This is a genomic window from Paraflavitalea devenefica, from assembly GCF_011759375.1.
Classification (GTDB): Bacteria; Bacteroidota; Bacteroidia; order Chitinophagales; family Chitinophagaceae; genus Paraflavitalea; species Paraflavitalea devenefica.
Window position 1 is genome coordinate 173133 of record NZ_JAARML010000002.1, and the last position, 20430, is coordinate 193562.

The window sequence follows — 20430 nt, forward strand, 5'->3', positions numbered from 1 at the left end:
TAAGCAAATCAGCATATAATGGAGGTTAAAGCGTGGAAGGAATTGGTTACCATTCCCACTTACAAGATTGGTGATCCCGATAAGAATCCTATGTTCCTGGAAAAAAGAGTGTACCAGGGTAGCAGCGGTGTGGTGTACCCCCATCCGGTTATTGATAAGGTATTTGATGAAAAAGAAGAAAAAGAATGGACAGCCCTGTATATCGAAAATGAATACCTGAAGGTGATGATCCTGCCGGAACTGGGCGGACGTATTCAAATGGCTTATGATAAAACCAACGATTACCATTTTATTTATTATAACAGTGTGATCAAACCGGCACTGGTAGGATTGACCGGCCCCTGGATCAGTGGCGGTATTGAATTTAACTGGCCACAGCACCACCGCCCCTCCACTTTTGATGCTACGGATTATACCATTGAAGAAAATGCAGATGGTAGTAAAACGGTATGGGTGAATGAATACGAGATCATGTTCCGCACTAAATGTGCTTTAGGTTTCACACTGTATCCGGGTAGGGCTTATATTGAACTGCATGCGAAGCTATATAACCGTACGCCTTTCCCGCAAACGTTTTTGTGGTGGGCCAATCCTGCAGTAGCGGTGGATGAGCATTACCAAAGCGTTTTCCCGCCCGATGTGCAGGCGGTGTATGACCATGGCAAAAGGGATGTGAGCGCTTTCCCCATCGCCACCGGCACTTATTATAAAGTAGATTATTCGCCCGGCACCGATATATCGAGGTATAGCAATATTCCCGTACCTACTTCCTATATGGCGGTGAACAGCGCTTTCAATTTTGTAGGAGGGTATCATCACCGGAAGAAAGCCGGTATGATGCACGTGGCCGATCATACTATTAGTCCGGGTAAGAAACAATGGACCTGGGGATCGGGTGATTTTGGTAAAGCATGGGACCGGCAGTTAACAGATAACGACGGACCTTATATTGAGCTGATGTGTGGCGTGTATACTGATAATCAGCCCGACTTTAGCTGGATCATGGCCAATGAGGCCCGGGAGTTCAGGCAATACTTCATGCCTTACAAGGAAATTGGCTATGTAAAGAATGCTTCCATGGAGGCGATGGTGAACCTGGAGATCAATGATGATAAGGCAGAGATAGGTGTATATGTTACCCAACAACGCGCAGTTACCATCGTATTGCTGAAGCAGCAGGAGATCATCTACAGGAAGGCCCTGCAGTTGTCGCCGGCAATAACTTTTTCAGAAAGCGTACAGTTGTCATCACCGGTACATCGCCCGGAAGATTATAGTATTGAAATACTGGACGCGCAGGGTAATATACTGGTGAGCTACCGGCCTGTGACCAAGAAAGGAGATGCGGTACCCGAACCTGCGAAACCCATGCTGATGCCGGGCGAGCTGGCTACTGCTGAAGAACTGTACCTGGCAGGACTTCACCTGGAGCAATACCGTCATGCTACTTATGTGGCCGAAGATTATTATACAGAAGCCATCCGCAGAGACCCTTCTGATATCCGGAATAACAATGCACTGGGGCTTTTATACCTGCGGAGGGGTGAATACAAAAAGTGTGAACTGTTCTTCAGGAAAGCCGTTGAAAAACTCAACAAGTATAATCCCAATCCCTATGAGGCAGAACCGTTGTACAACCTGGGCCTTTCTTTAAAGTACCAGGGGCGCTATGATGAAGCCAGTGTGGCCTTCCATAAAAGCGCCTGGAGCGCTGCCATGCAGGACAATGCGTACCTGCAACTGGCCTATATTGAATGCAGGCGGCTCAACTGGCATAATGCGCTGTTGCTGGTGGAAAAATCCCTGGTACGCAATAGCCATAGCGGAAAAGCCAGGAACCTGAAGACAATTATTCTCCGCCAACTGAAAGATTATGAGGGGGCGGCTCAATGGATCAATGCGTCGCTGCAGATAGATCATTTTGATTTTGGCAGCCGGTATGAACTGCACAGGATATGGCTGGAAAAAGGAGATGCCAGTGAAGCAACCAGGGTATTGAATACACTCAAAACATTGATGCGCGATTCAGGCCATAACTATATTGAAATAGCTATTGATTATGCCAATGCCGGCGCGTATGCAGATGCTTACCAATTGTTGTTGCCTGCCGGTGCCGCCAAAAAAGACCCGCTGGTATTTTATTACCTGAGCTGCTATGCTGCCCAGCATGGCAATCATACAGCAGCCAAAGACTGGTTATTCGATGCTTTTGAATGCTCGCCCGATAAGGTGTTTCCCAACAGGCTGGAAGATATTGAAGTGCTGGAAAAAGCAGTGGCCATGAATCCCGGCGATTATAAGGCACTGTATTACCTGGGCAATTTTTATTACGCTAAGCGCCGGTATGCGGATGCGGGCGACTGCTGGAAAAAGTCAATCGCTGTGTATGATGGTTTTGCTACCACGCACAGGAATATGGGTGTTGCTTATTACAATAAGTTTAATAAGATAGAAAAAGCGCTTGCTTCCTACGAGAGGGCTTTTGCCTGCGACCCGACCGATGCGCGGGTGCTGTTTGAACTGGACCAATTGTACAAGCGGTTCAACAGAGCGCCACAGGACCGGTTGGCATTTTTGAAGTCCTATGAATCACTGATTGAAGAGCGGGATGACCTGTATACTGAATATGTGCTGTTGCATGTGATCACAGGTCAATATGAACCCGCCAGGCAATTACTGGCTGCCAGGAATTTCCATCCCTGGGAGGGTGGGGAAGGCAAAACATCCGGATTGCACCTGCATATACAGGTGGAGCTGGCCAGGCAGGCTATGCAGCAAAACCGGTTTAAAGAGGCGCTTGCTTTATTACAGGAAGCAAAACATTATCCCGACCGGTTAGGGGAGGGGAAGTTATATGGTGCCCAGGAAAATGATATCCACTATTGGATGGGGTGTAGCTATGAAAAACTGAATGAGCCCGGGCTGGCCCGGGAATACTGGACAAAAGCTTCCGTTGGGTTAGCGGTACCTGCCCAGGCCATTTTCTATAATGACCAGCAGCCGGATAAGATATTTTACCAGGGACTGGCCTTATTGAAACTGGGTAAAAAAGAAGAAGCGCATACAAGGTTTCAAAACCTAATCCGCTATGGCGCGGAGAACACCGGTAAGGATATCAGGATGGACTATTTTGCCGTATCCCTTCCTGATCTTACCATTTTTGATGATGACCTGAGCAGGCGCAATAACATTCACTGTCATTTTCTGCAGGGCCTGGGCTACCTCGGTTTGCAGGAGTGGGATCAGGCTGATCATCATTTTACAAAAGCCGCTGAGCTTGATGTTGCGCACCTGGGTATTACGCTACACCGGGCTATGCTGGAGGCGCAACGGAAAGAAATTGCTGTATAACGGATTGCTTCGCTAACGATTGCCTTATCCGCTGAAATAGTTCACTCGCTCGCCTCTGGCGAGTGAGGGTATTTGCAAGCCTCCGGCTTGTTGTAGCAAGCCGGAGGCTTGCAAATACCCGTCCCCAGCGGGACGCTGGCGACTGTGATTTACAACGATTGCTCACATTTATAATGCCGATATGAAAAAGTTAACAAAACAACTGATCCCCGTATTATGCTTTTCCCTGCTTTGGGTACAGTGCAAAAAGGATGAAGAGGGGGCTCCGGTCTATACCCCGCCGGCCCAATCCATCACCTTCAGTGAGGTAGCTGATTTCGTAATTGACAGTACCGGAAAGACCATCACCGCCAGCGCGAAGATCACGGCTGCCAATGACCTGCAAAAAGTAGAGGTCACTTACCAGCCCTGGAACATTGCGAAAACCATTACCAGTTTTAGTAATCCCAAAGCCTACACGCTGAGCGAGCCCATCGCTATACCTGCCAATGCCGGGCTGAAGATCCATTCCATTGTTATTAAAGCGACCGACAAGAGCGGGGCTTCCAACTTCACGGAAATAAAGGTGGGACTGCAGGACCTGAATTATAACAAACTGTATATGGCGGATGTAACAGAGGCCGCTTCGCTGGATGCCGACCTGTTTGGTGTACCCATGGTGATGGATAAAACAGGGTCGCATACTTACCAGTTGGTATACTATGCCAGGACCGATAATGTAAAGGTGCGGTTCATTCCCAATAAAACAACTTTTACACCGGTAGCCATTGGTATGGATCCCAACAATGCGCAGAAGCTCATTACCACCAGCAGCCAGTCATTACCTATTCAACTGGGCGCAAAAGGATATTACAGGATTACGGTCAATACCCTGCTGTTAACGTACAAGGTGGAGAATGTCAGTCCATCGGCTACTGCCACCAGCCAGGTAGCGATTGTAGGGCGGGGATTTTATGATTACCCGGCTATGAATTGGCAGAATACATTGCCTGATATTATCCTGATGGACAAAGATCCGGCCAACAAGTACCTCTTCACCAAACTGGTAAAACTGGGAACGCCGCCGGGACAAACTTATACCACCGCACAATTCATCCTGACCACCAATAATGGCTGGACCAATTTCTGGCGCTTTGATGATGGTCTAAGCCCGGAGCTGGCTGTTTATAATGGCGGTGTGAATACGGATATCCCCATTACCACTAACCCGGTTACCTACCTGCTGGTATTTGATACCTATACCAACAGGGTTCAGGCCATCAAACAATAACGATTCAAATACTGCACATATGAAAAATAGCCTACTTTCTCTTTTTATAGCCGGCCTGCTGCTGATAGTGATTGGCTGCAGGAAAGACGGTGAAAAATTGCCCGATGCGCCCAACCCGCCCAATATCACACTGGCCAATGATATTGTGATCACCTCCCTGGGCGAAGAGTTTTACCTGGAGGCTGATCTGGCCGATTCTGTAGGTCTCAAATCTTTCACGTTACGGTATGACGACTGGTACCTGTATAATACAGTTCCTTTGAAGGACAGCATTTACCCTAAAAAATACCATGTGCGGTACAAGTTCCGCATGCCGGATACCGCCGCCAATAAAATACACAGCATTGTACTCACGGCTACCAATGTGGGGAGCAAGGAAACATCTGCCCAGTTTAAAATACTATTGAATGCCGATTTCCCAAAGATGTACCTCATAGATGATCCCAACCCTTCCAAACTCACCAACGACCTCTTTGGCGTACCCCTGCTGATCAAGAAAACAGCTTCTTATACTTATGAAGCTACCTATTATGCCAGTGCGCCCAACGCGAAAGTATGGTTCATCCCGGGCAAGACGGCCCTCAAGCCGATCATGTATGGTATTGATCCTGCCAACAACACAAAACTTACCGGTGATTATGCCAAAGCACAACCTATTGTTTTACCCGGTACCGGTTACTATAAGATCAACCTGCACACATTAAACCTTACCTATTCAGTAACGCCATTGCCTGCACCTAACCCGGCGAACGCTTTTGCTGAGGTAGCCATTGCGGGACAAGGGTTTTATGACCATCCCGATATGCTGTGGCAAAATGTGATGCCCAACCTTATCCTGCTGGATAAAGATCCTGTTAACCCTTACCTGTTTACCAAAACAGTAAAACTGGGTGTGCCTCCCGGTCAAACCTATACCGAGGCCTCGTTCATTTTCACCACCAATAACGGCTGGACCAATTTCTGGCGTTTCGACATTGGCAAAGAACCGGAAGCTACTGTGCCCAACGGTGGAAACAACGGAGGCGGCTTTCCTATTTCAGGTACGCCTGTTACGTACAAAGTAACCTTTGATACGTATTTGAACAGGGCAAAGTTTGAAAGGCAATAACATTCAAAAAGTCAATTATGAAAATTACAATAAGGTTTGCTGTTTGTGTAGGGGTGCTGTTGCTGGCGTTTGCGGCGCCTTGCTTTTCACAAATCACCAGCAAGGGTATTGTGAAAGCAGCAGATGGAACGGCACTGTCGGGCGCTACGGTTGCTGAAAAGAACGGGAAGGCGGTCACCACTACCAACCAGGATGGCTATTTCTCGTTCAAAGTGGCCAGTGGCGCCATACTGGTGGTATCCAATATAGGTTATGAAACCAAAGAAGTAGCTGCTGCTGCGAATGTGGAGGTAATGCTTACGCCGCAGTCTACCAACCTGGCCGATGTGGAAGTGATCGTTGATAAAGGATATGGTAAAAGCAAGCGCATAGCCGTTTCCTCTTCCATCGCTTCGGTGCGTGGCAAGGATATTCAAAACCAGCCTGCCTATAACCTGGGTACCCTGCTGCAGGGCAAGGCCACGGGTGTGCAGGTGACCAATACCAGCAATGGATATCCTAAAATACTAGTGCGTGGATTTACTACCCTCAATACCAATACCGATCCGTTGGTGATCATGGACGGGATCAACCTGGGCCGGGCCAATTTAAACCTGGTGAATGTAAATGATATTGAAACCATTGATATCTTAAAGGATGGCGCCGCTGCGGCCATCTATGGAAGCGACGCTTCGGGCGGTGTAATTGTGATCACGACCAAAAGAGGGAAGGCCGGCAGAACCCAAACGGATATGAATGTGAACTACGGAACAGAGTTCTACGACAACCCGGGTATGGCCGATGCCCATGAATACATCGAGATACAAAAAAGACGTTTCACCAATTATACGGTACCGGCCTGGGCGCAAAATACCAACTGGTGGAAAACGGTTGTAAAGCCTACTAACATTATCAATGCCAACGTGAGCATGAGTGGCGGCAGTGAAAAATTAACTTCTTATGGTAGTGTAGGCTATTACAGAACAGAAGGTCCTTATTATTATGGTTTTTCACAAAGGGCCACGGCCAGGGTGAATATTGATTTTAAGCCCAACAGGTTTATTAAAGCAGGCACCAGTCTGTACCCACGATGGGAGAACTGGCAAAACTCAGGCCTCGGCGACCTTATGGCGGCTATGCGCACCGAGCCTACCTTGCCCATCTTTGTAAGCAGGCCCGGACAAAATGAGTACAGTCAGTATTCCGCTTCCTTTATTGAAAGGAATGCCAATCCTGTGGCAGTGCTTGCCAGGTCCAGGCACAACTGGAATTATTTTATTGGCCTCATAGGAGATGTGCATGTTGATATTTCTCCTGTTAAAAACCTCACCTTGCGCAGCCAGGTGGGCGTGAATACCGGCAATACCTTCTCCCGGTCTTACTCACCGCCATTTTATAACAATGCCAATGGCGCGCGCGACCAGAATTATGACAGCGTAACTTCCAAGCCCGATCAAACGAAGGACAATTATATGTATGCCTCACGGGCTTATTCATCGGGCAGGTACAATGTTGACTGGCGGCTCACCAACTCGGCCAACTATTTTTACAGCATAGGCGCTGAGCACAAGTTTAATTTGTTGGTGGGCATGGAGTCGAGGAAAGAAAGCGGCGCCAATAATGGAACGGGCAGGGCTTATATCCCTGTTGACCAGCCGGGCCTATGGAATCCCAGCAATGCCGGTACACCCATTTTGTCTACTTCTCCCAACAATTTTATCAGTGGCGATGGCAGCCGGTACCGGGAAACATGGCTGTCTTATTTTGGCAGGCTTAACTATGAATACGACAGCAAGTACTTTATTGAATTGTCGGTAAGAAGGGATGGCTCATCCAGGTTCCCGGTTAATAACAAGTATGGCACTTTCCCTTCTGTTTCGGGATCGTGGATCGTGTCCAATGAAAAATTTGCACAAGGGCTGAAAGGGCTTTCATTCCTGAAAATACGGGGTGGTTTTGGTTCAGTGGGTAATGCTTCTTTCAATGATCCTTCCGTGGGCCTCGATCTGTTAAGCACAAGAATTGTAAGTTATGGCGGGCCCAATAACTATTATGTTATTGGCGGAGCGCCTTCCAGCATATTAGCGCTGGCAAGGCCTGGTAATCCCAACCTGATCTGGGAAACCACACAGGATATTAACGGGGCTATTGAATCTTATTGGTTAAAGAACAGGCTGTATGTAAACCTCGAAGTATATAACCGCAAATCAAAGGACGTATTGTTCTTTGACGATGCAGGCCGTCCCGACCTCGGCATCCGCAGTGGTTCCTGGTACAACCTCGGTACGATGGAAGTGCGAGGCATAGAGTCCACCATCGGTTACAAAGAAAAATTAAGGAACGGACTTACCTATGATGTGAGCGTAGGCCTTTCCAGGAACCGCGTATACCTGAATGAACTGGGTACCAACAAAGTGCCGATACTTGCTACGTCGCAAGGCGCTTACCGCGTAGGTGAGGACCTTGGTGGCACGCTTATCAAAGTAGAAAAGAATGGCGGCCTGCTGGGCAACTTCTATGGTTATGATGTACTGGGTGTGTTCCAGAACTGGTTTGAGATCAATGCACATACGGATAAGAATGGAAACAAGATCCAGCCCAATGCCATACCCGGCGACTTTAAGTTTGCCGACCTGAATAAAGATGGTATGATCAATGAAAAAGATAAAACCATCATGGGCAATGCCTATCCCAAACTTGAATTAAGTGTGAACCTGCGGGTAGAGTATAAAGGCTTCGACCTGGCTGTTACCGGTTACGGACGTTTTGGGCACAAGGTATTTTGGGTGGCCAAGAAATGGTTTGAAATGGGTGCGCTTGGTTCCAATGTGTTCAAAGGGTCTTTGAATAAAGCATGGAACGGAGAAGGGTCTACCAATGCATATCCCAGGTTTGTCAATGATGCGCAGGATGCCAATAATAATTTGAAATCATCCAACTCCTGGTTCATTGAGAAAGGTGATTATTTCCGGCTGAATAATGTTCAACTGGGGTATACTTTGAACAGCAGGTTATCGGAAAAGCTGCACATCAACCGGCTGCGGGTGTATGTAAACCTGCAGAATATTGCCACGTTTACCAGCTACAAAGGGCTGAATCCTGAAATATTCAATACCGATTTTGGTTTGCTGGCTCCTGGCTTCGACCTGTCGCAGTCACCCACCAGGAAGGCGGCCACATTTGGCATAGCAATAGGGTTGTAAAATCAGATTAAGGTGGGCCGCCCTGCGGGGCTGCCTTTGCTGCGCGGCAGGGCGACTCACCTTAAATAATTATTCAATTTATTAAAAGCGTTTGTCATGAATACAATAAACAGGGCCGTAACAACAGGGTTATCCCTGCTCCTGGTTATACTAACGGGATGTAGCAAGAGCTTCCTGGATAAAGAATTGATTGGTGTAAACCCGCAGACCGGTTCGATGGAGAACCCCGAGAATGCCAGGGCCGCCGTCAATGCCTGTTATGCGTACGTGAATGGTGGCGACTGGAACCAGGGCCTGTTCCCGCGGTTGCTGATGGAGTCCAGTACCGATAATGGCTGGGGCGCCAATGATTACCAGGACAGACCGGCCGAGCTGGGCGTTTGTGATTTTACCGGTGTGAGCCCTAATAATTCTTACATTGATTATTTCTATAAGAATATGCATGAGGGTATCCGTAACTGTAATTACGTGATCACCAACCTGGCGGAAGTGAAAACCCTTTCTGAGCAATTGAAGAACCGGTACATTGCAGAGGCCAAGTTCCTGCGCGCCTATTTCTATTTTGAACTGGTGAAGGATTTTGGGGGTGATGTAATGCACAACAGTTTTGACCCGGCGGATGCCACGTTGTTCCTGGCCAAATCGCCACCCGCTGAGATTTACAAACAGATCTATAAAGACCTGGAGGAAGCGATACCCGTATTGCCCGCGAAAGATGAATATGGCCCTGCCGATATTGGCCGGGCTACCAAAGGCGCCGCTATGGGATACCTGGCGAAAGCTTATTTATTCAATGGTGATTATGCCAATGCAGCCGCTACTGCGCAAACGATTATCAGCTCCAATAAATATGTTTTGGAAACTACTTTCAGCAAGATATTTGAACCGGAGAACATCAATGGCACGGAAAGCCTTTTTGAGGTGAATTATAAAAATGCCGTAGGCTTTGGCAACGGGCCCATCCCGGCTGAAGTAACAGGTGCGGCTACGGTGGATGGTGGCTGGGGCTGGTTTGGACTGACCAGCGATCTGGAGAATGCTTATATAGCAGAAGGGGATAACGTGCGCAGGAAGGCTACGATCAACAAGGCCGGGGAAGTGGTAGACAATGAAACGCCTTCCCGCATTTTTCCTTCCCATCTGATCAGCGGCAAGCCGGCACATACTTCTTTCCGTTATTACAGGAAATTCTACATCCCCCTGAACAAGCGGGTGGGTTCGCCCTGGCAGTTCAACGATATCAAAATGCGGTTTGCCGAAATATTGTTGATCCATGCAGAAGCGGCTGCTTTCAATAACAAGGAGGCAGACGCGCTTACTTCTTTGAACAAGGTGCGTGCCAGGGTAGGACTGGCCGACAAAACAGGCTTATCAGGCGATGCCCTGAAGCTGGCCATCTGGAATGAACGGCGGCTGGAGCTGGCTGGTGAAGGTACTTTCCGGTGGGATGATATCCGGCGCATCACGATCAATGGCAAAAAACTGATCGCGCTCCTGATGGGACCCAATGGCACTTTTGTTAAATACAATACTACCCTCAGTACCGATCCTATTGAAAAAGCCGGTCACCGGGAAGCCATCAATAAAGGCTATTATTTTAAAGAAGGCGTTCATGAGCTGTGGCCTTTCCCGGCCAGCGCCATTAATGCCAACAGCGCCCTGGTGCAGAACCCGGGGTATAATTGATCCACTCGCTCGCCTCCGGCGAGTGAGGGTATTTGCAAGCGGCTGGCTTGCTACAACAAGCCGGAGGCTTGTAAATAAATCTCACCAGCGGGACGCTGGCGAGTGAAAACAAAAACCTTAAACGTTACACACGTGAAAACCAGATTCCATTTTTATATGATGATCAATTTGATTGTAGTGATAGGTCTGCTGGCTTGTAATAAATACGGCCCGCCTACACCGCCTCCGGCACCTGTGGATCCCTGTATGTATAATGGTGTGGATACCTGTGCTGCCAATACCTCGTTGAATGCCACCATTAACCTCACCGCCGAGAAGCAGACCATCCATAGTTTCGGCGCTTCGGATTGCTGGGGGGTGAAGTTCATTGGGAAGAACTGGCCACTGGATAAACGCAACCAGATTGCCGACCTGTTGTTCAGCAAGGATATGGATGGTAATGGTAATCCTAAAGGGATCGGTCTTTCGATGTGGCGCATCAATGTGGGGGCAGGCAGTTATGAACAGGGTTCTGCCAGCAAGATCACTTCAGAGTGGAGAAGGGAAGAATGTTTCCAGGATGCTGGAGGTGTGTATGACTGGAACAAACAAGCCGGTAACCGCTGGTTTGCCCAGGCGGCCAAAACAAGGGGCGTAGAGAACTTCCTGTTATTCTCTATTGCGCCACCTGTACAGATGGCTAAAAATGGCCTGGCCTTTGGCGATGGCGGCGCCGAGTTGGGAAAGCTGAACCTGAAGGCTGATAAGTATGATGACCTGGCCGATTTCCTCACAGAGGTGGCTAAGAATTATACGCAGGCCGGTATTCCTGTTAAATACATCAGTCCGTTCAATGAACCACAATGGGATTGGATTGCCAAGAATGGTTCGGAGGCGAGCCAGGAAGGTTCGTCTGCCACCAATACCGAAGCCCTGCAACTCATCAGGGAACTAAATACCCAAATCACCAATAAAGGGCTTACCCAAAAGCTCGCTGTTGGTGAAGTGGCGGCACATAATTACGCTTATGGCCCTGTATCCAATAATACCGGCCGCAGTGATGTGATCAATTATTTCTGGAATGCTGCAAGCGCCGGGTATATTGGCTCCTTGCCTTCAGTAGAGAAGATCATCAGCAGCCACAGTTATTTTTCACAGCCGGATATTACTTCGCTGATCTCCAACCGGGTGAGCCTGGCCAATAAAGTATCGGCCATCGGGCAGGGATTGAACTATTGGCAATCGGAGTATTGTATCCTCAGCGGTGAAGACAATATTGCGGGGGGCGGCAGGGACCTGGGCATGACGGCTGCCTTATACATTGCGCGGGTCATTCATACCGACCTGGCCATCGGCAATGCCAGCTCCTGGCAGTGGTGGCTGGGCATCAGTCCTTCGGATTACAAAGACGGACTGGTATATGTAGCCGACCTGAATGGCAATATGGGTGAGCTGACGGCCACCAAAACAGATGGCCTCATTTATAGATCCAAAATGCTGTGGGCGCTGGGTAACTATTCAAGATTTATCCGTCCGGGTATGATCAGGGTGGATGCTACGCTGGATGGCATGACCAGTCCGCAGACAGCCGCTACCAAACTGATGATCTCTGCGTATAAGAATCCTGCTACCAAAGAAGCCGTGATCGTAGTGATCAACATGACCAATAAAGATGAAAACATCAAACTCAGCGGGTTGAGCTTTGCCAATGCCGCACTGAAAACTTACACTACTTCCGATAATAAGGAATTACAGTACAGTGAGTCCAATGCTGGTGACAAAATAAAGGTTGGCGCAAGATCCGTTACTACTTTTGTGGGTACTTATAAATAGGCGATTAGTATGAAGAACCTTCTTGTTATTGTATTCAATTCCCCGCAGTGTCTCCCGGAGAGCTTGTCCCGCACCAGCGGGAGGACGCTGCGGCTAAAGAAGAACATTTTTGTTATTGTACTAGGTTGTTTAAGTGTGTATGCGGCACCCGCACAGGAATTATCCCTGCAAGGCAAATGGACCGTAAGCCTGGACTCCTCCAATGGCGTAGCGCATGCTATCAGTTTGCCAGGCACGCTCGACGATGCGGGTATCGGTACAAAGAATACCGTACAACCGGGGTTGGACATTGCCGCCCTGGCCCACCTGGCACGTAAAGTGGAATTCATCGGCAAGGCTTTTTATACACGGGCGTTTACCATCCCTGCCAACTGGCAATCGAAGCAGGTAACCTTAACCCTTGGCCGCGTGTTGTGGAAATCAACCGTGTGGATTGACGGAAAGCCTGTATCCGAAAGCGGGGAAAGCCTGGTGACCGCACACCAGTATGATATTACCCCTTACATTACGCCCGGCAAAAAGCAAACCATTACCATTTGTGTTGACAACGCCAACATCTACCCGGGGATCAATGTATACGCCAAACAATATCCTGCCAAAGAAAGCAGTGAAATGGCGCATGCCTATACCAACCATACCCAGATCAAGTGGAATGGCATCATTGGCAGTATCTCGCTGACAGCAAGACCAACCGTTTCTCTTGATAATATAAGGGTGTTGCCAAATCTACAAGGCAAAGAACTGGATATTCAGTACGAGGTGAATAATCCTGCCGGTACTGCTTTCGATATAAGATCGTACGTACTTGATACAAAAACAGGTAAGCGTTGGCCGGCCGGGTTTACAAAAACCGGTCAAACAAGCAGGGAACTGATGGCCAGTATTCCCTTTGCCAAAGAGGTAGTATACTGGAACGAGTTTTCTCCGCAATTGTACCAATTGGTGACCATTGTACAATCCACTTCTGGTAGGGATACTGTTAAAACCAGTTTTGGTATCAGGGAGTTTACAACAAAGACAGGCGACTTGTACCTCAACGATAACAAGATCTTTATTCGTGGCAACCTGGAATGTATCATATTCCCCCTGAAAGGGTATCCGCCTATGCAGTTACCCGAATGGAAGGCGCTGTTCAACACGGCCAAAGCTTATGGATTGAATTCGTTCAGGTTTCATAGCTGGTGTCCACCGGCAACTGCTTTTAAAGCTGCCGATGAACTAGGCTTCTATTTGCAGGTGGAACTGCCGCATTGGAACCTGAAAGTTGGCGGCGATACGGCTTCTTTCCATTTTCTTGAACGCGAAGCTCACCGTATACTCGATATGTATGGTAACCATCCCTCTTTCCTGTTTTTCAGCATGGGTAATGAACTGGAAGGGGATTTCGGTAAGTTGAATAACCTGGTAGCGGAACTAAAGAAGAAAGATAACCGGCACCTGTACAGCACCACCACATTTACTTTTCAAAAAGAGATTACCGGCCTGCCACAACCACAGGATGATTACTACGTAACCCAATGGACCCAAAAAGGCTGGGTAAGAGGGCAGGGTGTCTTCAACGATGAGCCACCTAATTTTTCTAAAGATTATACGGGTTCTACTGAGGGACTGGAAGTGCCTCTTATTTCCCATGAGATCGGCCAGTATTCTGTGTTTCCCGATATGAATGAGATTGCCAAATACAAGGGCAACCTGGTGCCGCAGAATTTTATTGGTGTGCGGGATGATATGGCCAAAAAGGGATTGCTGCACCTGGCTCCTGCTTACCTGAAAGCCACCGGCAAGTTTGCCACGCTATTGTATAAAGAAGAGATAGAACGGGCTTATAAAACAAAAGGGTTCGACGGATTCCAGTTGTTACAACTGCAGGATTTTCCCGGGCAGGGCACAGCACTGGTGGGCCTGTTGAATGCATTTTGGGAAAGCAAGGGCGCTGTGACTGCAAAAGAGTTCCACCAATATTGCAGTGAGCTTACCCCTTTGCTTCGCTTTCCGAAGGCAGTATACACCAATGAAGAAACGTTTAAAGCCGGCATGGAGCTGGCTAATTTTTACAAGCCGTTGAATAAGGCAGAGCTGCTGTGGAAGATAAGCGATGGCCAGGGAAAGGTGTTGAAAGCAGGAACTGCGGGCGTAAAAGATTACCCGGTAGGAAATTGTTTAGCGGCAGGTGAGATAAACTTTGACCTTCAGCGTATTACTGCAGCTACCAGGCTAACGATTGAGCTGACGGTAAAGGGTACCCCCTATCGCAATGCCTGGAATGTATGGGTGTATCCTGCCGGTTTGAAAGATAACAGTAAGGAGGTGATGGTTACGGCCTCTGTGCAGGAGGCATTGCAGGCGTTGGAAAACGGACGCAAGGTACTGCTGTGTCCTTTACCCGATACCTTGCATGGCATAAAGGGAAAGTTCGTGCCTGTATTCTGGAGCCCCGTGCATTTCCCCAATCAGCCCGGCACCATGGGATTGCTCATCAATAATAACCACAAAGCACTGGCTGGTTTCCCTACTGCTGATCATAGCGACTGGCAATGGTGGGACCTGACCATACGCAGTAAAACCCTGGTAGCGGATGGCTTGCCGGAGCAGGCGATCATTGTGCGGGTGATAGACAATTTTGTACGCAATCAAAACCTCACCAACCTGTTTGAGGCAAAGGTGGGTAAAGGCAGTTTGGTCTTTTGCAGTATGGATATTACTACCGGTCTGGACAACCGGCCGGGCGCCAGGCAACTACGGTATAGCCTGCTGCAGTATATGAACAATCCTGCGTTCAAGCCTTCTGTTGTATTGCAGCCGGTGGATGTGCAGAAGTATTTTAAATAGACCGTTGACATATAAAAGGCTGTCCCGTATCAGGGGACAGCCTCTATGGTTAGTAACGCCTTTCCTTATAATTACTGCCAGTCTTATTGCGCGCTTGGATTCAACTCATCAAGAATAGGTTTGTCAAGACTCTTCAATTCTCTTTGTTCCGGTTTCAATAACTCCAGTACTACCACTTCGTTCTTTCCTTTTTTGAGCCACTCAACAGGCACATACAAGGTTTGCTGCGGTCCTATAGACCAATAGCGGCCCAGGTGGTGGCCATTGATCCATACACAGCCTTTGCCCCAGTTGCGCATGTCTAGGTAGGTATCGCCTGTTTCCTTCAGTTCAAAAACAGCCTTCTGCAGCACAGGCTCATTGGCTGCCGGTGATCTCTTTACAGTAACCGGCAGATTTGTTTTGTCAAATGGTAATGAATACTGTTGCCAGCCTTTCCATTCCTTACCCTTGAACAGCACTTTTTCTGTAATGCCTTTTTTATTCTTTAAGAGGTTCGGGCCAAAGTTGATGCGTCCCATATTCTCCACCAATATATCAATAGTTACCAGGCCCGGTGGCAGGTCAATCAATAAGCTATCCTGTTTCAAACGCCTGTCCAATACACCAACTCTTTTGCCATTGATAAATACAATGCCATAATCGCGCAGCTCTTTAATAGACAACATACCCGATTGTCCGCCGGTTTGTTTCGTGCGGTACAGTACATAGCCATAAGCCTGCTGTAATGTTTCAAAAGTAAGCGGCGCCACAGATTTTTTAGGAACAGGTAATACAGAGAAAAGACCGGTTGGCTTCGTAAATGCAATGGTAGGTAATACGATAGCAGGTTTCGCTGCAGGTACTTCCGGTAATGACTGTCCGGCAGGCAGGTTTCTTTGAATAGCTTCGCGGAACAACATGAACTTGGGCGTTGCATTGCCGGCCTCATCCAGGGGGGCATCATAGTCGTAGCTGCTGATCTGGGGTTCATAGAACCCGGTGTCATAGCAATTGGCGCCGTTCATGAAGCCGCGTGTAGTTCCTCCATGGAACATATACATATTGATGGAAATGCCGGCTGCCAGTACGGTATCCAGTCTGCTGGCATAATTCTTCGCAGGTACCGTATGGTGTTTGGTGCCCCACCAGTCGAACCAGGCAGGATACCATTCCGCTACATAGAAAGGCCCTTTCCCATCATGGTATTTCCTGACCAACGTTTTCACCCTTTCCGGATCATCAATGCCATTCACTGAAGGCAGCAATCCCGGCAAATACCCCTTTGCTACATCTTTGGCTGGATCACAGGTATATAAATGACAATCCAACCCTGCCTCGATAAACATTTTTCTGTTCAGTTCCAGGTATTCCTTGTCGGACCCATAAGAACCGTATTCATTTTCAATCTGCACCATCAGGATATTGCCACCACGGGTAACAAGGTAGGGCGATAACTGCTTGCCCACTGCCATGATATATTTCTTATATTCCTTTATGTATTGCGGTTCCTTGCTGCGCACTACCAGGCCCTTCTCATTCTGCAGCCAGTAGGGATAGCCGCCAAACTCCCATTCTGCACACACATAGGGGCTGGGCCTTAGTATCACCCATAAGCCTTCTTCCTGGGCTGTTTTTACAAAAGCAGCAATATCATTATTGCCCGAAAAATCAAACTTGTCTTTTTGCGGTTCATGCAGGTTCCAGAATACATAGGTGCCAATGGTATTAATGCCCATAGCCTTGGCCATTTTCATCCGTTGCCGCCAGGCCTCCCTGGGTATGCGTGGGTAATGGATCTCGGCAGAGATCATCTGGAAAGGCTTCCCATCGAGCAAAAAATGTTCGCTGTCATAGCCGAAACTGTGTTTGCTCTGTGCCGGTGTTAACAAGGGGGCCAATAGTAACAAAGCGATTACTGCCCGATGATTAACTGTTTTTTTGAATAGGTACTTCATGAATGTAATCATCCTGTCGGTATGTTAGAGTTATAATTGAACGATCTGCCATTGTTGATTGCGCCCGCCATTCCAGGGCCATTGTATTATGCCTGCACCATTGGAGCCGGAAGCTCCGTTCACGTCCAGCGACTGCCCGCTGTTCCGGTTGATCACTTCGTAATAGCCAAACCCCATGTCCAGTATTTTCCATTGCTGGTTATTACCGCTCACATAATCCCATTGCACAATGCCGGTTCCTCCCGTAGTGGAACTACCGTTCACATCCAGTGCTTTATTACTGTTGCGGTTAATAATACTAAAATACCCATTGCCAAGGTCCGTGATCTTCCATTGCTGGTTATTACCACCCCAATAGTCCCACTGAATGATAGTACCGCCATTGGCGGTAGAAGAACCGTTTACATCCAGCGATTTATTGCTTTGGCGACCTATAATTTTATACCAGGCGCTGCTGTTAAAACTACCGGCAGGAATGGTGATGCTGGTATTGCCCCAGGCATACTGCAGGCGCGAAAGGCCGGAAGTATTATTGGTGGTTAGCGTCGTTCCGCTGAGCGTGAGTAAGCTGTAGCTGTCGCCATTGCGCAATCCCGGCCAGTACACACAACCGATGGATCTTGCCAGCACCCGGTTGGTGATGCCCTGGAAATAAGCTATTTCTCTGTCCGAACCAGCCGCATTGATATAGTTTTTCCCATTGGTCATAGGTATACCAAATTCTGTTACGATGGTCCGTTCCGGATAGGCGATGGATTCAATGGCCGCTTCCCAGTCGGCAACCGTTGTTTTGTTGTTATCAAACCAGGTATAGTTGTGGTAAGACAAGAGGCAACTGCTCAACCGGCTGTCTGCACCCACTGCATTCACATCCTGTGCATAGCCGGCGCCATCCAGTAATATGCGGCCACGCGGTACAGCAGGATAATTGCTGAGCCAGTTGGCGTACAGGTTATTCAGGTCGGTAGTGTTGTATCCGTGCGGCTCATTGAATACTTCAAAATAAACACGGCTATTACTGCTGTATTTATTCACAACCGCCTGCCACATGTTCCAGAATTGCGTGGTATTATCTACCAGGCCGTCTTTCGAACTGTTGCCTTCCCAGTAGGCAAGGATCACGTTCATGCCTTTATTCGTGATGGTATCAATGGCCCCTGTATAAGCATTCCACCAGGATTGCAATACCGTGGGCGGGTTAATGGGAAGACGTACCGTATTGGCGCCTCTTTGCTGGAAGGCGTTGATGATATTACCGGCCTTCGATTTTACAGCAGCATAATTGTCCGTGGAATTTAGCCCGCTGATCACTACCCAGCCATCTTCAAAATTATCATCGGGATCGGCCCAGTTCAACCCTTTGAAAGCTGCTGTGCCCGAAACAGCAGTAGGTGTTTCGGGCACAGTAGCGGGTGGCGGATTGTTATCGGCTGGTACTGTTTCTTCAGTATTCTTTGTGCATCCTGCTACCAGGAGCAAGACAATAGCATACCAGCATGCATGTTTCATTGCAATCTTTTTAGGATGGTTTATTATATGATAATGCAGGGATGGATCAATAATCAGGATTTTGTTCCAGCTTATTGTTGGAGGATAATATCTCCGCCCTTGGTATCGGCAGCCAGTAATGTTTGGTTAGAAAACTGCGGCCGTCCAGTGCTACTTTGGGCGTATAGGTATAACCTGTAGCTGTTTTGGTAATGATGATGCCTCCTGCCGGTTTATTCTCGGTAACATCTGCAATCTTCCATCTTCTTACATCATAGAAGCGGTGTTCTTCAAAAGCGAGTTCCACCCTTCTTTCGTACCGTATCGCATCACGTAAACCGGTCTGTGACACACCTGCGGCTATCTGCGGCATAGCTACTCCTGTTCTTGCACGCACCTGGTTAAGGGCGCCACGGGCTGAGAATGTAGAACCGGACGGAATCACATCAGGGCCGTAAGCTTCATTCGCTGCTTCTGCAAAGTTCAACAGTATTTCAGCATACCGCACATAGATCCATGGCTGAAAGCCTGCATTGCCCCAGGGGTTTTGCAAAGGATAGCTATCATTCATGAATTTCTTGAGGTAATAGCCTGTTTTGGAAGTGTTCCAGTTTTCAGGACCATCCTTACTGTCTTTACCACCGGGCGTGAATGTTTCAAGTGTAGCGCCCCGGTAGCTGGACCCATTGTACAGGATGGTGGCATAAAAGCGGGGGTCCCTGTTGGCATAAGGGTTGGCAGGGTCATAACCTGAAGTAGGATCTGTAATGGATTTGCCATCCATCATTTGGTAATCATCCACCAGGTTTTGCAGGGGCAGGTTGCCGCCCCAGCCACCATAGCCATTGGGACCATTGGCAATTTCAAGGTGGGTATGATTGGCATTCTTGGTGTACAGGCGTGCAAAGATGATCTCTGGATTGCTGTTTGATAAGAACAGGTTGGCATAACCACTCTGGGAAATGCTGTATTTGTTCAGGCTGATCACATCCTGCGCAGCGGTAGCTGCTGCTGCCCAGGTGCCCACATTGTACAGCGGACTGGCTGCATACAATAGTAACCGTGCTTTCAGCGCCAGCGCTGCTCCTTTGGTAGCCCGGCCCAGCGGCCAACTGTCACTATTATCAGCGGGTAATCCTACTGCGGCTTCATCCAGTTGGGCCACGGCATAATCAATACTTTCTTTCAGGGAGGCACGTTGGAATAAGGATTCATCCTGTAAGTTATCATTCAGTGCATACACCTTATCGCCCATCAGCACCGCACGACCGTAATTCCTGATGATGTCGTGGTAACGGAATGCACGGATGAACTGCAACTCGGCCTTTAACCGCGTTTTGCGTCCATCGCTCATCCCCAGGCTGTCTATATTGTTCAGGGCAAGGTTGCATTCCCGGATGCTGCGGTAGCTGCGTGGCCAGATGGTGCCTGCCATGCCCAGGTTTTCCGGGGCCAGCAATCCCCGCTGAATGGTCCAGGTATTGTCATCATTGTTATAGATCGACTCATCGGTGATAGAGCTCCACATGCTGTATTCAAATCCTCTTCCAAAGCCCGGATCGGTGCCGTCGCCTTCCTTGTCCTGCAGGCGTGCGCCAATATACCGGTTCACCACAAATGCTTCAAATACTACCGAGTCGGCAAATACAGCTACCTCCGAATACTTATCCGTAGGACTGATATCCAGGAAGTTTTTTTTGCAGGAGACCATACTGGTCGCTACTGCTATTGTATAAATGATAGGGAGAATATGTTTGCTTTTCATTG

At 48.3% G+C, this 20430-nt stretch carries 10 protein-coding genes; 7 read left to right on the forward strand and 3 right to left on the reverse strand.

Annotated features, from left to right (window positions below; all coding sequences use genetic code 11):
• The first annotated feature begins 18 nt into the window (after positions 1-18).
• The 7 genes from HB364_RS10315 to HB364_RS10345 all read left to right on the forward strand — a co-directional run bounded on the left by HB364_RS10315 (position 19) and on the right by HB364_RS10345 (position 15238).
• Positions 19-3351 carry a DUF5107 domain-containing protein gene (locus HB364_RS10315; RefSeq protein ID WP_167287907.1) on the forward strand — a complete coding sequence of 1111 codons (3333 nt, stop codon included), beginning with the start codon at positions 19-21 and terminating at the stop codon, positions 3349-3351.
• A gap of 181 nt (positions 3352-3532) precedes the next feature.
• Positions 3533-4621, forward strand: coding sequence for a hypothetical protein (locus HB364_RS10320; protein ID WP_167287908.1), 1089 nt, complete (start codon positions 3533-3535; stop codon positions 4619-4621).
• A 19-nt stretch (positions 4622-4640) separates the two neighbouring features.
• Positions 4641-5729, forward strand: a complete 1089-nt coding sequence (locus HB364_RS10325) for a hypothetical protein (protein ID WP_167287909.1) — start codon at positions 4641-4643, stop codon at positions 5727-5729.
• A 17-nt stretch (positions 5730-5746) separates the two neighbouring features.
• On the forward strand, positions 5747-8911 hold the full coding sequence (locus tag HB364_RS10330; RefSeq protein WP_167287910.1) for a SusC/RagA family TonB-linked outer membrane protein: 3165 nt from the start codon (positions 5747-5749) through the stop codon (positions 8909-8911).
• Between the two features lie 96 nt (positions 8912-9007).
• Positions 9008-10597, forward strand: coding sequence for a RagB/SusD family nutrient uptake outer membrane protein (locus HB364_RS10335; RefSeq protein WP_167287911.1), 1590 nt, complete (start codon positions 9008-9010; stop codon positions 10595-10597).
• Between the two features lie 132 nt (positions 10598-10729).
• A complete protein-coding gene (locus HB364_RS10340) occupies positions 10730-12409 on the forward strand; it encodes a glycoside hydrolase (protein ID WP_208419929.1) in 1680 nt (559 codons plus the stop codon).
• A 9-nt stretch (positions 12410-12418) separates the two neighbouring features.
• On the forward strand, positions 12419-15238 hold the full coding sequence (locus HB364_RS10345) for a sugar-binding domain-containing protein (RefSeq protein ID WP_167287912.1): 2820 nt from the start codon (positions 12419-12421) through the stop codon (positions 15236-15238).
• Between the two features lie 83 nt (positions 15239-15321).
• Here the strand turns inward: HB364_RS10345 and HB364_RS10350 are convergent, their stop codons facing one another.
• From HB364_RS10350 to HB364_RS10360, 3 genes are read right to left on the reverse strand one after another with little or no spacing between them, the layout of a single operon-like run.
• On the reverse strand, positions 15322-17175 hold the full coding sequence (locus tag HB364_RS10350) for a glycoside hydrolase family 35 protein (RefSeq protein WP_167287913.1): 1854 nt from the start codon (positions 17173-17175) through the stop codon (positions 15322-15324).
• A gap of 30 nt (positions 17176-17205) precedes the next feature.
• Positions 17206-18684 carry an RICIN domain-containing protein gene (locus tag HB364_RS10355; protein WP_167287914.1) on the reverse strand — a complete coding sequence of 493 codons (1479 nt, stop codon included), beginning with the start codon at positions 18682-18684 and terminating at the stop codon, positions 17206-17208.
• Between the two features lie 46 nt (positions 18685-18730).
• A complete protein-coding gene (locus HB364_RS10360) occupies positions 18731-20428 on the reverse strand; it encodes a RagB/SusD family nutrient uptake outer membrane protein (protein WP_167287915.1) in 1698 nt (565 codons plus the stop codon).
• Between the last annotated feature and the right edge of the window lie 2 nt (positions 20429-20430).